The organism is Roseateles sp. YR242 (assembly GCF_900109745.1).
Lineage (GTDB): Bacteria > Pseudomonadota > Gammaproteobacteria > Burkholderiales > Burkholderiaceae_C > Roseateles.
The window spans coordinates 35001-49312 of record NZ_FOAV01000011.1; the positions used below are offsets into that span (position 1 = coordinate 35001).

Annotated in this window: 12 protein-coding genes; 11 read left to right on the forward strand and 1 reads right to left on the reverse strand. The window is 66.4% G+C overall.

Annotation, left to right across the window (positions count from 1 at the left end):
* Window positions 1-46: 46 nt before the first annotated feature.
* Window positions 47-877 (reverse strand): outer membrane protein assembly factor BamD, encoded by an 831-nt coding sequence (locus BMY53_RS18670; RefSeq protein ID WP_255370278.1) that lies wholly within the window; start codon window positions 875-877, stop codon window positions 47-49.
* A gap of 55 nt (window positions 878-932) precedes the next feature.
* On the opposite strand from BMY53_RS18670, the gene BMY53_RS18675 reads away from it, so the two are divergent.
* From BMY53_RS18675 to bamB, 11 genes are all read left to right on the forward strand, one after another.
* Window positions 933-2039 (forward strand): RluA family pseudouridine synthase, encoded by a 1107-nt coding sequence (locus BMY53_RS18675; protein WP_092948007.1) that lies wholly within the window; start codon window positions 933-935, stop codon window positions 2037-2039.
* Window positions 2040-2391: 352 nt separating this feature from the next.
* Window positions 2392-3684 carry an SMC-Scp complex subunit ScpB gene (gene scpB, locus BMY53_RS18680; protein WP_092948008.1) on the forward strand — a complete coding sequence of 431 codons (1293 nt, stop codon included), beginning with the start codon at window positions 2392-2394 and terminating at the stop codon, window positions 3682-3684.
* Window positions 3685-3722: 38 nt separating this feature from the next.
* Window positions 3723-5987 (forward strand): pseudouridine synthase, encoded by a 2265-nt coding sequence (locus BMY53_RS18685; RefSeq protein ID WP_092948009.1) that lies wholly within the window; start codon window positions 3723-3725, stop codon window positions 5985-5987.
* A 111-nt stretch (window positions 5988-6098) separates the two neighbouring features.
* Window positions 6099-6524 carry a nucleoside-diphosphate kinase gene (gene ndk, locus BMY53_RS18690; protein ID WP_092948010.1) on the forward strand — a complete coding sequence of 142 codons (426 nt, stop codon included), beginning with the start codon at window positions 6099-6101 and terminating at the stop codon, window positions 6522-6524.
* 57 nt (window positions 6525-6581) lie between these two features.
* Window positions 6582-7754: a dual-specificity RNA methyltransferase RlmN gene (rlmN, locus tag BMY53_RS18695; RefSeq protein WP_092948011.1), complete on the forward strand. Its 1173-nt coding sequence runs from the start codon at window positions 6582-6584 to the stop codon at window positions 7752-7754.
* Complete coding sequence (gene pilW / locus BMY53_RS18700) at window positions 7751-8572, forward strand: type IV pilus biogenesis/stability protein PilW (protein ID WP_092948012.1); 822 nt, start codon at window positions 7751-7753, stop codon at window positions 8570-8572. Before rlmN ends, pilW begins: the two co-directional genes overlap by 4 nt.
* Window positions 8573-8582: 10 nt before the next feature.
* The gene (locus tag BMY53_RS18705) at window positions 8583-9710 is read left to right on the forward strand and encodes a RodZ domain-containing protein (RefSeq protein WP_092948013.1); all 1128 of its coding nucleotides are present in this window, start codon (window positions 8583-8585) and stop codon (window positions 9708-9710) included.
* A gap of 46 nt (window positions 9711-9756) precedes the next feature.
* Window positions 9757-11064 carry a flavodoxin-dependent (E)-4-hydroxy-3-methylbut-2-enyl-diphosphate synthase gene (gene ispG, locus BMY53_RS18710; protein WP_177200950.1) on the forward strand — a complete coding sequence of 436 codons (1308 nt, stop codon included), beginning with the start codon at window positions 9757-9759 and terminating at the stop codon, window positions 11062-11064.
* A gap of 13 nt (window positions 11065-11077) precedes the next feature.
* Complete coding sequence (gene hisS / locus BMY53_RS18715) at window positions 11078-12388, forward strand: histidine--tRNA ligase (RefSeq protein ID WP_092948014.1); 1311 nt, start codon at window positions 11078-11080, stop codon at window positions 12386-12388.
* Between the two features lie 35 nt (window positions 12389-12423).
* Window positions 12424-13095, forward strand: coding sequence for a YfgM family protein (locus tag BMY53_RS18720; RefSeq protein ID WP_092948015.1), 672 nt, complete (start codon window positions 12424-12426; stop codon window positions 13093-13095).
* Window positions 13092-14309: an outer membrane protein assembly factor BamB gene (gene bamB, locus BMY53_RS18725; protein WP_255370279.1), complete on the forward strand. Its 1218-nt coding sequence runs from the start codon at window positions 13092-13094 to the stop codon at window positions 14307-14309. Before BMY53_RS18720 ends, bamB begins: the two co-directional genes overlap by 4 nt.
* Window positions 14310-14312: the final 3 nt, after the last annotated feature.

Here is a 14312-nt window from a genome sequence, read left to right on the forward strand (position 1 = left end):
CCGCACTCGGCGGGCTCTTCTGGTGATCATGTGGGGCCGTGGCGGCTCACCAGACCTGCCACCAGGGCTTTTCCTTGCGGGCATTGCCCGTCAAGTAGGCGCTATCAGGGAAGCTGGTCTTCAACACGCGCTCGGAATCGTCACGCAGCTGGGTCAGCCCCAGCTTGTCATAGCTGCGCACCATCAGATAAAGCGCTTCTTCCAGCGCGGGGGCGTGCTGGAACTCCAGCAGTGCCGACTGGGCGCGGTTCGCTGCCGCCAGGAAAGCGCCGCGGTTGTAGTAATAACGGGCCACATGCACTTCATAGGCGGCCAGGCTGTTGGTGATGTAGTCGATCCGCGTGCGGGCATCCGGTGCGTATTTTGACTCCGGGAACTGCTCCACCAACTGGATGAAGGCTTGCATCGAATCGCGCGCGGCTTGTTGGTCCCGTTCGCTGATGTCCTGGCGGGCGATCCGGCCGAACAGCCCCAGATCGTCATTGAAGTTGACCAGGCCCTTCATGTACAGCGCATAGTCCAGCGCGGCACTTGAGGGATTCAGCTTGATGAACCGGTCCAGCACCGCCACCGCCTGCACGCGCTCGCCGCTCTTGTAGTTGGCCCAGGCCAGATCCAGCTGCGCCTGTTGCCCCAGCGTCGTGCCCGCCGCGCGGCCTTCGATCCGTTCCAGCGTCTTGATGGCGCGGTCGTAACTGCCGCTCATCATGTCTTCCTTGGCCTCCTCGTACAATTTCTCGAGGTTGGCCTGGGAATTCGGATCATCCTTCGGTGTGGACGAGCAGGCGGTCAGGCCCATCACGGTGGATACCGCCGCGGCCAGTGCCAGTGCGCGCCAGGGGGTGCGCAGCGTGCGCATCACCGAAATTTCCATCATGGTCCCACGGGCTGGCGCAAGCGCCGCCCCTATCTGAATTTGGAGCGGCGATTATATGGTTCAGGTCAGCCCTACCCCGGCGCCTGGGGAAGTGCTTTACCCGGCAGGGACAACCCCAAGGGAGTCCAGCGGCAATATCGGCGATGCAGCGTCGGCACATTCACCCGAAGATGCACCCGAAGATGCCCAGGAGGATGTGCCGGATCTCGGCGCTGAGGCGCCCGAGCGGCGCGAGGCCGAGGCGGGTGTGGTGGAGCAGGGGCTGCGCCTGGACAAATGGCTTGTCCAGCTGGCCCCCGAGTTCTCCCGCAGCCACCTGCAGGGATTAATCGACCGGGGCTGCGTGACGCTGGACGGCGTCGTGGCCACCCAGGCCTCGCGCAAGCCGCGCCTGGGGCAGCGCCTGGTGCTGGAGCTGCAGCCCACCGAGGAGGCCCTGGCCTTCCGGCCCGAAGCCATGGCGCTGGATATCGTCCATGAGGATGAGCACCTGCTGGTGCTGCAAAAGCCTGCCGGTCTGGTGGTCCATCCGGCCGCCGGCAACTGGTCCGGCACCCTGATGAACGGCCTGCTGGCTCACCATGCCGGCGCGGCCACGCTGCCGCGTGCCGGCATCGTCCATCGGCTGGACAAGGACACTTCCGGCCTCATGATCGTGGGCAAGACGCTCGCCGCTGTCACGGCACTGGTGCGGATGATTGCTGCTCGGGAGGTTCACCGGGAGTACCTGGCGCTGGTCCATGGCCGTACCCCCGAGACCTGGACGGTGGACGCGCCCATCGGCCGCGACCCGCAGTCCCGCACCCGCATGGCGGTGGTCGGCAGCGGCAAGCCGGCCCGAACCGACTTCCATCAACTGGCCGAAGCCCAGTGGCAGGATGCGCGTGGCCTCAGCCGCACCATCTCCGTCCTGCACTGCGTGCTGCATAGCGGGCGCACCCATCAGATCCGGGTGCATGCGGCGCACAAGGGCCATGTGCTGGTGTCCGACGCCCTCTACGGCGGCGCCCAGGCGCTGGGGCTGGAGCGACAGGCGCTGCATGCGGCGCGGCTGAGCTTCAGCCACCCGATCACCGGCGAGCCGCTGCGCTTCCAGGCCCCGCTACCGTGCGAAATGGCCGCAGCCTGGGAGCTTGCGGGTTTGCCCGAACCGGTGTTTTGAGAAGGTGTTCGCGACTGGCGCTACAATGCCCCAAGAATTTGCGCCAGACCGCTGCGGGCTTGATGTTGAAACCCGCGTTGAACTTGCCGAACTGCAAGTGACCCCAAGCAGCGCTCTGGCAAAGCCGTGGCAAAGAGAACGTCGCCGAGCCCGCGTGGGCTTGTCCCTTGAGGTTCGGCTGACCCCTTTGCCCACCGTCCCGCCGGCAGCCCCCATCCGGCGGTACCCAGATCCCAAGCACAAGCAGATCGAACTGGTTCGGCACGGCTGTTGCCGCCGCCGACGCCCAAGATGGCGAACGATACCGACATGACCGGCCGCCGAGCCGGCTGCATTGCATGAGTGGCTGCGCATGAATACGCTGGAGGCCAAGCGCGTCCTGGAGACCGCGTTGTTGTGTGCGCAGGCACCGCTGACACTGCGAGACATGCGTTCGCTGTTTGCGGACGAAGTCAATGCCGACAGCATCCGTTCGCTGCTGGACGAGCTGTTGCGTGAGTGGGAAGGGCGGGGGGTGGAACTGGTGGTGCTGGCCTCTGGCTGGCGGTTCCAGAGTCGGCCGGAATTGCGCGAGCACCTGGACCGGCTGAACCCGGAAAAACCGCCGAAGTACTCACGCGCCGTGCTGGAGACTTTGGCGATCATCGCCTACCGTCAACCCGTCACGCGGGGTGACATCGAGGACATACGCGGCGTGGTGGTGGCGACCCCCATCATCAAGCAGCTGGAAGATCGCAACTGGGTCGAGGTGATCGGTCATCGGGAGGCGCCGGGACGGCCGGCACTGTATGCCACCACCCGGCAGTTCCTGGATGATCTGGGCTTATCCAGCCTGGAGCAGTTGCCAGCCCTGATCCAGGGCGGCGACCCGACGCCGATCGCAGGCGCACTGCAGGGGTCGTTGCTGGATGAGACCCCGGCGATTGTCGAGGTGGAGCCGGAAACGGTGGTGGCGGCGGAAGGTGCCGCCGTGCCGGATTCCGCGGTGCTGCCAGACGCTGTTGTGGTGCCGGAAGATGCTGCGGTGTCAGAAGGTGCTGCAGTGTTGGATGCGGTGGCCCCAGAGGGTGTGGTGGCGGCTGAACGTGCCGCGTTGGCGTCCGAGGGTGGGGTGCCACCGGAAGATGCGGTGCGGGACAATGCCGAATCTGCACCCACCGTGGTGCCAGCGCCTGCCGTGTCCGCTGCGGCGGGTCGGGGGGTGTCGGTGGCTGCTTTTGCAGCATTTGCTGATGCGGTGGCCGCTTCGATGGGCCATGGTGACAGCGGTGAGGCCGATACCGAAGGCAGCGAAGACGAGAGCGAAGGCGACAGGGACGACGGGAGCGACGGCGGAAGCGACGTCGTGAACGACGATGATCACCCGGCCGCCGCTGCAGATGATGATGGTTCGGCCGCCGAGGATTCGTGGGCCTTGCAGGCCCGTGTGTCGAGTCTTGGCGATAAGGGGCAGGCACCGGAACTGCCAGACGTTGAACCAGAAGTTGAAATGCCAGGCGCGGGCGGTGTTGAAGCCGCCACGCCGGCCTCCGAAGCGACCTTGGTCGCCCCCGAGGCCACAGAAATCCCGGCCGCTGAAAGCGCGCCGATTGACGAACAACCGCCCGGGGCAGTCAACCCCACGGCTGATAAGAGCGCCCCGTGAGGGGCCGTGTCCACCGCTGACAAGGTGCAAGCCGACACATGAATTCAAACGATATTGACGATTCCAAACCCGACGCGCTGAACGCAGCTGCGCCGGACGCGCCCTCCGAGGCGCCTGCACGCCCTAAGCGAGCCCGCAAGACGGCAACTGCTACGCCTGTAGAGGCTGTGGACACAGCCGCGCCTGCGGACGCGCCCAAGCCACGCGCCCGTCGCAAGACGGTAGCGCCGGTGGAAGCTGTGCCGCAGATGCCTGCATCGGAAGCTGCGGCGCAGGTGCCTGCAGCGGACGCTGCAGAGACTGAAGCCCCTGCCAAGCCCAAGCGCCGTACCCGCGCCAAGGCTGCGGATGCGGTTGAAGGCGCGCCAGCGGCTGAGGGCAACGCGCCCGAAGCGCTGCCGCGCGTCCCCGTGGAAGCTGCTGACGAAGTGCCTCCGCAGGCCCGCACGAAGGTGGCTGCCGTGGTAGCGCCGGCCGCCCAGCCCGCAGGCCCGCACTTCACCCTGGGTGAAGAAGTGACCAGTGACCCGGCCTTTGCTGGCGACGCCGCGTCCTCCGCCGACGAGGGTGGTGAGGGGGACGAACGCGGCGCTCGCGCCGGGCGCAACCGCCGTGGCCGTGGCCGTAACCGTGATGCCCGCGAAGGTGCGCCTGACGTGGCGCAGGCCGGTAGCGACGTCGCATCGCCGGACGGTGGCGCTGTTGCATCCAGGGCCGATACCGCCGAGCTGCAAGCCCAGGCGCAGGCGCGTTTCGACGATCTGCTTTCTGGCGCTTTCGACGCGGATGTGGAGGGTGAAGCGGCGGCTGGTGCCCCGGACGATGCCGAAGGTTTCGATGCCGATGCCGAGCAGGACGACGCCGCTGATGCCGTTGCGGAATCGGACGCCGACGCTCCTGCCAAGCGGGTGCTGGCGCCCGAACCCGACGCGCCCAAGCTGCAGAAGGTGCTGGCGCAGGCCGGCGTCGGTTCGCGCCGCGACATCGAGGACATGATTGCCAAGGGCCAGATCACCGTGAACGGTGAGGTGGCCCACGTGGGTCAGCGCATCTCCTATGGCGACCGCGTGGCCGTGGCCGGCAAGCCGATCCGGGTGCGTATTGCGCCGGCGTCGCCGCGCATCCTGGCCTATCACAAGCCGGTAGGCGAAGTGGTCACCTTCAATGACCCGGAAGGCCGTCCGACCGTCTTCCGCAACCTGCCCCGCCTGCCGCAGGGCAAGTGGCAGTCGGTGGGGCGCCTGGACCTGAATACCGAAGGCCTGCTGCTGTTCACCAACTCCGGTGAGCTGGCCAACCAATTGATGCATCCGCGCTTTGGCGTGGAACGCGAGTACGCGGTGCGCGTGCTGGGTTCGCTGAGCAATGACCAGAAGAACACGCTGCTGACCGGCGTGGACGTGGACGGCCAGCAAGCCAGCTTCAAGAGCATCGTGGACGGTGGCGGTGAAGGCGTGAACCGCTGGTACCGCGTGGTGATCACCGAAGGCCGCAACCGCGAAGTGCGCAAGCTCTTCGAGACGGTGGGTCTGGCGGTCAGTCGCCTGATCCGTATCCGTTATGGCACCGTGGTGCTGCCGCGCGGCCTGCGTCGCGGTGTGTATGTGGAATTGGGCGATGCTGATGTGCGCGTCATCCGCCAACTGGCGGGTCATGTGCAACAGGAGCGTGGCGACCGTGGTGATCGCGCAGACCGTGCGGGTGATCGTGGCGACCGTGGCGGTGACCGTGCTGATCGGGGTGATCGCAATGCCAAGCGCCGTCGTGGCAGTGGCAGCAATGGCGGCCCCCGCCCGAGCCGTCCAGAGGCGCGCCAGGAGCCGCGTTACGAGTCCCGTGAGCCGCGCCAGGATTCCCGTCAGGACCCGCGCCAGGATTCCCGCCAGGACCAACGCCAGAACGACCAACGCGCCCAGCAGCACCAGCAGCGTCCGCAGCAAGAGCGGGACCGCGAGCGTGATCGCGACCGTCCCCGTCGCGAAGAGGATGACGACGACTTCATTCCGCGTCACATCAACCCGCTGGAGCAGACCTTCGACCGCCGTTTCGCCACCAGTGGCAAGCGCGGCATCCCGGCCGGTTTTGGCCGCGGCGGAAGCGACCCTCAAAACCAGGGTGGTGGCAACCGGGGCAATCAGCGCGGTCCGAGTGGCGAACGCCAGCCGGATCCGATGAAAACGGCCATTGGTTACATCGGCGCCGACGCCTTCATCAACCGAGGTAATCGCGGCGGCCGCCGCGGTGGTGGCGGTGGGGGTGGAGGCGGCGGAGGTGGTGGTGGCGGTGGCCGCGGCCGTCGCTGAACACTTTGCTGGACCTGACACGCCCCCTGACATCCTGATGTCACCGGGGGCTTGACTTCACGCATTACAATGCCGGGCTTTGCTAAGCCCAAGATTTTCAAGGAAAAACATATGGCCATCGAACGCACTCTCTCGATCATCAAGCCCGATGCCGTGGCGAAGAACGTCATCGGTCAGATCTACGCCCGTTTCGAAGGCGCTGGTCTGAAGATCGTGGCCGCCAAGATGGTGCACCTGTCGCGTGGCGAAGCAGAAGCCTTCTACGCCGTGCACAAGGCTCGCCCCTTCTTCAACGACCTGGTCACCTTCATGATCTCCGGCCCGGTGATCATCCAGGCCCTGGAAGGCGAAAATGCCATCCTGAAGCACCGTGACCTGATGGGCGCTACCGACCCGAAGAAGGCCGAGAAGGGCACCATCCGTGCTGACTTCGCCGACAGCATCGACGCCAACGCCGTGCACGGTTCCGACGCAGCGGAGACCGCCGCCCAGGAAGTGGCGTTCTTCTTCCCCGGCATGAACGTCTACAGCCGTTAATGGCTACTGCCTCTGGACTCTGGGCCAGGAGGCCTTAGAGAGAAAGAGGTCACCACCATGGACGCGGTCAACCTGCTCGGATTCGATCTGCAAGGCCTGGCCGCGTACTGCGATCAGCTGGGGGAGAAGCGCTTTCGTGCGACCCAGCTGTTCCGGTGGATTCACCAGAAGGGCGCTTCGGACTTCTCCCAGATGTCCGACCTGGCCAAGTCCCTGCGGGACAAGCTGGCCGGGCGCGCCCACATCGCCGGGCTCCCGGTGATCTCCGAACACGTCTCGGCCGACGGCACCATCAAATGGTTGTTCGACGTCGGCCAGGGCAATGCGGTGGAGGCGGTCTATATCCCTGAGGATGACCGTGCCACTCTGTGCATTTCCAGCCAGGCCGGTTGCGCGGTCGGCTGCCGTTTCTGCTCCACCGGCCATCAGGGCTTCAGCCGCAATCTCGAGACCTGGGAAATCCTGGCTCAGCTCTGGCATGCCGAGCACAGCCTGCGCCAGCGCCTGAACCGGGACGACCGCATCATCTCCAACGTGGTGATGATGGGCATGGGCGAACCCCTGCAGAACTACGGCGCCCTGGTGCCGGCACTGCGGGTGATGCTGGACGACCACGGTTATGGCCTGTCGCGCCGCCGGGTGACCGTCTCGACCTCGGGTGTCGTGCCGATGATCGACCGCCTGCGCGAGGATGTGCCGGTGGCGTTGGCCGTGTCGCTGCATGCGCCGACCGACCCGCTGCGCGACCAGCTCGTGCCGCTGAACCGCAAATACCCGATCGCCGAGCTGCTGGAAAGCTGCAACCGCTACCTGGAAAGCGCCCCCCGCGACTTCATCACCTTCGAGTACTGCATGCTCGACAACGTGAATGATTCGCCGGAGCAGGCGCGAGAACTGATTCGGCTTCTCAAGGGCAAGGTGCCCTGCAAGATCAACCTGATTCCGTTCAATCCGTTCCCGGCCTCCGGCCTCAAGCGCAGCACCAATGACCGGGTCAAGGCCTTTGCCGACCTGCTCATCCAGTCTGGCATCGTCACCACGGTGCGCAAGACCCGGGGCGATGACATCGATGCCGCCTGCGGTCAACTGGCCGGCGAGGTCCAGGACCGTACCCGTGTCCATCTGCGCATGGTGCGGGCGCCGGTGGTGGTGCAGCGCGGCAATGCCGCGCCGGCCACGCCGACGCCTGTCTCTTCCAGCTCTCAACCCCCCACCAATCCTCGCTCATGACCTCTTTGACGCCTGGCTTCAAGCTCGCCTGCCGTACGGCCCGCATCCTGTCCGTTGCGCTGATGGTTGGCGCGCTGCTGCCAGGCTGCGGTACGCCTTCTGCCAGCGTCCGTCAGGAGCCGAAGACGGCGAGTGATGCCACGGACGCCGACCGTCGCGCTGCCGTGCGCATGGAGCTGGCCACCGCCTACTTCAGCCGTGGCCAGTATGAGACGGCGCTGGACGAGCTGAAGCAGGCGCTGGCCATCAAGCCGGACCTGCCGGACGCGGTCAGCCTGCGCAGCCTGATCTACGCTGCGATGGGCGACTACGTGGCGGCCGAAGAGGGCTTCAAGCGCGGCCTGGCCGTGCGTCAGGACGCCGACACCCTGCACAACTATGGCTGGTTCCTGTGCCAGCGCCAGCGCTTCGCCGAGGCCAGCAAGCAATTCGAGGCGGCGCTCGCCATCCCCACCTATCGCACGCCGGGCCGGACCTGGCTGGCCTGGGGCGTCTGCGATGCCCGTAGCGGGCAAATGCCCAATGCCCACCAGCATCTGCTGAAGGCCTTTGAATACGAACCCGGCAACCCGACCGTGGCCGTCAACCTGGGCGAGGTGCTGTACCGCCAGGGCGACTACGAAAAAGCGCGCTTCTATGCGCGCCGGGTCAACAACAACCAGGAACAGTCAAACGCCTCCAGCCTCTGGCTGGAGTTGCGTATTGAACGCCGGATGGGAAACACGGCGAATATGGAGGACTTGGCCAAGCAATTGCGGAGCAAATATCCGCAAGCCGCCGAGACACAAGCCCTGAACAGTGGTCGATTCGATGAATGAGGGACATCGCATGACATCCACGGCGGCCGATGAGGCGCCTGCGGTCCTGGACGCCGGGATCCGCAACGAAGTGACGGCCGGTGCGGCCTTGCGCCGTGCGCGTGAGGCCCGTGGTCTGCATATCGCCGCGTTGGCAGCCACGCTGAAGGTGCCCCAGTCCAAACTGGAGGCGCTGGAAGCCGACCGCTATCACGAGCTGCCTGACGCCACCTTTGCGCGGGCATTGGCCCGCTCGATGTGCCGGGTGCTCAAGATCGATGCCGAACCGGTGCTGGCCATGTTGCCGCGCGGTGGCAACGAAGCGTCGCTGGACCGGGTGACGCCGGGGCTCAATCAGCCCTTCCGCGAGCGCGCCTCCAGTCAGGAACCGATCATCTCGACCGCGCTGCTCAAGAGCCCGGTGCTGTGGGGGGGCGCGGCCTTGCTGCTGGCCGCCCTGGCGGTCTACCTGGTGCCCGCCAGCGTGGTGGACGACCTGACCCGGCGTTTTCATCGCGAGCCTGACACGAGCGTCCAGACGGGTGCCACGACCGAGCCGCTGCAGGTGGAGGCTCCGTCCGTGCCGTCATCGGCCCCAGTGACGGCCGATGCCAGCCCGGCGGCGCAGGACCCGGCCACGGCGTTGGGCTCATCCCAGACACCCGCGATGGCCCAGCAAGCGCCGGCGACAACGGGGGCGGCGGGTACAACGGCTGCACAAACGCCGGCGCAAACGGCACAAACGGCACAAACGCCAGCACAAGCGCCAGCCCCCGCGCCCGTCACCGCTGGCGCTGCCGCGACCTCTCCGAACGCCCCGCCTGCTGCACAGACGCCCGCCCCCGAGACCTCACCGGTAGCAAGGGCCGGCACCGCCGGCGTGGCCGCCACGCCCGCCACCACGTCCGCCGCACCCGCAGGCCATGGCCTGCTGCGCGTTCGCGCCACCGCCGATACCTGGGTGGAAGTGGTGGACCACCAAGGCCAGATGCTGCTGTCGCGCCTGTTGCGCAGCGGTGAGCAAGTGGATCTGAACGGCACGGCGCCGTTGAAGCTGCGCGTTGGCAATGTTTCAGGTACTGAACTGGTGTTCCGCGGCAAGCCCGTGGACCTGGCCTCCCGAGCACGTGACAACGTGGCGCGACTGGAACTGAACTGAGGGTGAGGGAGGCCGCCGCACCAGCCACCCTCCAATCACGATCTGCATGACCATGGACCAAGCCTCCACCTCCCTCTCTTCCGGCGTCAATGACGCCAGCCATGCCGGCGATCTCATCGCGGCCGCAGCGCCGACCAGGCGGCTCACCCGCCAGGCGCAGGTGCGCTGGGGCGACCATGTGGTGAGCATCGGTGGGGACGCGCCGGTCCGGGTGCAATCGATGACCAACACGGACACCGTGGATGTCATCGAAACGGCTATCCAGATCAAGGAGCTGGCGGTCGCCGGCTCCGAGCTGGTGCGCATCACCGTGAACACGCCGGAAGCGGCGGACGCCGTGCCGCACATCCGTGACCAGCTGGACCGCATGGGTATCAACGTGCCGCTGGTGGGCGACTTCCACTACAACGGCCACCGCCTGCTCACCGAGCACCCGGCCATGGCCCAGGCGCTCAGCAAGTACCGCATCAACCCCGGCAACGTCGGCAAGGGCGACAAGAAGGACCGCCAGTTCGCCCAGATGATCGAGGCGGCCGTGCAGTACGACAAGGTCGTGCGCATCGGCGTGAACTGGGGCAGCCTGGACCAGGAGTTGCTCGCCCAGATGATGGATGAGAACGCCCGTCGGGCGCAGCCCTGGGATGGCAAGCAGGTCATGTACCAGGCACTGATCCAGTCCGCGCTGAGCTCGGCCAGCTATGCCCGGGAGCTGGGCATGAATCCCGACAACATCATCATCAGCTGCAAGGTCAGCGGTGTGCAGGACCTGATCTCGGTCTACCGCGCGCTGGCCCGCCGCTGCGATTACGCGCTGCACCTGGGCCTGACCGAGGCCGGCATGGCCACCAAGGGCACGGTGGCCTCTGCCGCCGCGCTGTCGGTGCTGCTGCAAGAAGGCATCGGCGACACCATCCGTGTCTCCCTGACGCCGCAGCCCGGTGAGGCCCGCACGCAGGAAGTCGTGGTGGCTCTGGAGATCCTCCAGGCCCTGGGCCTGCGCGCCTTCAACCCCAGCGTCACCGCCTGCCCGGGCTGTGGACGCACCACCAGCACCACCTTCCAGGAGCTGGCCAAGCAGATCGATGATTTCCTGCGGGCCCAGATGCCGGTCTGGCGTGGCAAGTACGCGGGTGTCGAGAACATGAAGGTGGCCGTGATGGGGTGCATCGTCAACGGTCCCGGCGAAAGCAAGCATGCCGACATCGGCATCAGCCTGCCCGGCAATGGCGAGGCGCCAGCGGCGCCCGTCTTCATCGACGGCCAGAAGGCGCTGACCCTGCGCGGCGACAACATCGCCGGCGAGTTCCACGCCCTGGTCGAAAACTACATCGAAAAACGCTTCGGCGGTCGCTGAGACCGCGCTTTCCATGACAGACGCCAAGAAGCTCCCGCCCTTGCAAGCCGTCAAGGGCATGAACGACATCCTGCCGCCGGAATCGGCGCGCTGGGAATGGCTGGAGGCCAAGATGCGCAGCGTGCTGCAGCGTTATGGCTACCAGAACGTGCGCACCCCCATCGTCGAGCCCACGGCCCTGTTTGTCCGGGGCATCGGCGAGGTGACCGACATCGTCGAGAAGGAGATGTACGCCTTCGAAGACCGCGCGGACAAGCACGGCCAGGCCGAACACCTGGCACTGCGCCCGGAAATGACGGCCGGGGTGGTGCGCGCCATGACCGAGCATTCCTTCCTGCGTGACTCCGGCCGCCGCCTCTACTATTTCGGCCCGATGTTCCGCCGCGAAAAGCCCCAGAAGGGTCGATACCGCCAGTTCCACCAGATGGGCGTGGAAGCGCTCGGCTTTGCCGGCCCGGACGTGGATGCCGAGGTGATCCTGATGGGCAGCCGGCTGCTGCGCGAGCTGGGCCTGGTGCAGGGCGATCATTTCCAGCTGGAGCTCAACTGCCTGGGTGAGCCCGACGAGCGTCGCGCCCACCGCGAAGCGCTGATCGCCTACCTGGAGCAGCACCAGGACCTGCTGGACGAAGACGGCAAGCGCCGCCTGCACAGCAACCCGCTGCGTGTGCTGGACACCAAAAATCCTGCCATGCAGGACATGGCCAACAACGCGCCCAAGCTGCTGGACTTCCTGGGTGAATCGTCACTGGCGCACTTCAATGGCGTGCGCGCGATCCTGGATGAAGCCGGTGTGGCCTATCAGGTCAATCCGCGCCTGGTCCGTGGGCTGGATTACTACAACCTCACCGTGTTTGAGTGGGTCACCACCCGCCTGGGCTCGCAGGGCACCATCTGCGGCGGCGGCCGGTATGACTACCTGATCGAACAACTGGGCGGCAAGCCTGCCCCGGCGGTCGGTTTCGGCATGGGTATCGAGCGCATGCTGCTGCTGCTGGAGGAGGTGGGCACGCTGCCCCCCCCACCGGCACCGGACGCCTACGCCATCATCCCGTCGGCCGAAGGACTTCCCAAGGTGTTGGTGGCGTTGGAGGCCCTGCGCGAAGCAGGCGTTTCGGTGGTCATGCATCCCGGTCAGGGCAGCATGAGGTCCCAATTCAAGAAGGCCGACAGCAGCGGCGCGCGATTTGCGCTGATCTTTGGCCCGGACGAACTGGCCCGTGGCGAAGTGGCGGTCAAGCCGCTGCGCGCCGACGAGGGTGAGCAGGTCACCCGATCGCTTTACCAAGTCGCCGACTGGGCTGACGAACTCCGCGCCGCATAATCGCGGCTTTTGCACATTCAACCGACTTCCCTCTCATGGCGTCTCATCTCGATCTCGAAGAACAGGAACAGTTGGAGCAGCTCAAGGCGTTCTGGAACCGCTGGGGCAATGCCATCGTCTGGGTGTTGACCGTGTGCCTGCTGGGTTACGCCGGCTGGGTCGGTTGGAACATCTGGCAGCGCAACAAGGGCGCCGAAGCCTCGGTGCTGTTCGTGCAGCTGGAGCGCGCGGCCAAGAATGGCGACCTGAACGGTGGCCAGGGTCTCTGGGCTCAGCTGCAGAAGAACTACAGCTCCACGGCCTATGCCGCCCAGGGTGCGCTGCTGACCGCCAAGCTGCAACTGGACAAGGGCAAGACGGACGAGGCCAAGGCCTCGCTGGCCTGGGCCACCGCCAATGCCAGCGAGCCGGCTTATGCCGATATCGCCCGCCTGCGCCTGGCGGCCCTGCAGATGGATGCCAAGCAACTGGACGAAGCCGGCAAGACGCTGGATGGCGTCAAGGGTTCGGACTTTGCGCCCCTGGTGGCCGACCGCCGTGGCGACCTGGCCCTGCTGCAGAACAAGCCGGACCAGGCCAAGGTCGAATTCAAGAAGGCCTATGACGGCATGGACAAGCAGTTGGACTACCGCCGCCTGGTGGAAGTGAAGCTGGCGAGCCTGGGCGTGGCGGTGGACGCCGATGCCAACAAGGGGGCCGCCCCATGAGCATCGTCCGTCCGCTGATGCCTGAAGTGTTGGGTGGGACCATGCGTGGGGCCCTGCGTCAAGCCGTGAAGACCGCCGTGAATGCCGCAGCGAATGCCGCCGTGGTGGTCGCCGCGATGGCCTCTGTGGCCGTGCTCGGCGGCTGCTCACTGTTCAGCAGCTCCAAGGACGTCAAGCCGGCGCCGCTGGAAACCTTCACGCCTGCCCTGAACGCCCGTGTGGCCTGGGAAGCGCGTGTGGACAGCGTCAAGTTCCCGCTGTCGGTGGTGGCTGTCAACGACCAGTTTGTCGTGGCGGGCACCGATGGGGTGGTCACCGCCCTGTCCGCCGAGAACGGTAGCGCCCTGTGGCGCGTAGACCTGGGCAAGGGCCTGAGCGCCGGTGTGGGCAGCGATGGCCGTTATGCCGCCGCCGTGACCCGCGACAACGAGCTGGTGGTCAACGAAGGCACCAAGGTGCTGTGGCGCAAGACGTTGACCATTCCGGTCATCACCGCGCCCTTCGTGGCCGGTGAACGTGTCTTTGTGCTGACCCTGGACCGGGTGGTGCAGGCCTATGACGTGCTGGACGGCCGCAAGCTGTGGGAGCTGCGCCGTCCTGGCGAGCCGCTCACGCTCAAGCAGCCGGGCGTGATCGGCGCCTACCAGAACACGCTGGTCGTGGCCCAGGGGCCCCGCCTGGCCGGCGTGGATCCGCTGCGCGGCACGCTGCAGTGGGAAGCCACCATTTCCAACCCGCGTGGCACCAACGAGGTGGAGCGCCTGGCCGATCTGGTGGGCCCGATGGGGCGTGACAACGCCACCTTTTGCGCCCGTGCCTTCCAATCCGCCGTGGGCTGCATCAACGCCGATCGTGGTTCCGCCATCTGGACCCGCAATGTCGGCGGCACCCAGGGCGTGAGCAGCGATGCCACCATGACCGTGGCCGCCGATGGCTCCGACCGCATCTCCGCCTGGGGCACCACCTCCGGCGACGTGATCTGGACGGCTGACCAATTCCAGAACCGCAAGCTCAGCGCACCGCTGGTGACCGAGAAATCGGTCATCTTCGGTGACAGCGAAGGCTATGTGCACTTCCTTTCCCGCGACAAGGGCCAGACCATCCAGCGTCTGGCCACCGACAGCTCCGGCGTGGCGGCTGCGCCCGTGCGCCTGGGCAATGTCGTGCTGATCGCCACCCGCAGCGGCCGCTTGTATGCCCTGCGCCAGGACTGATTG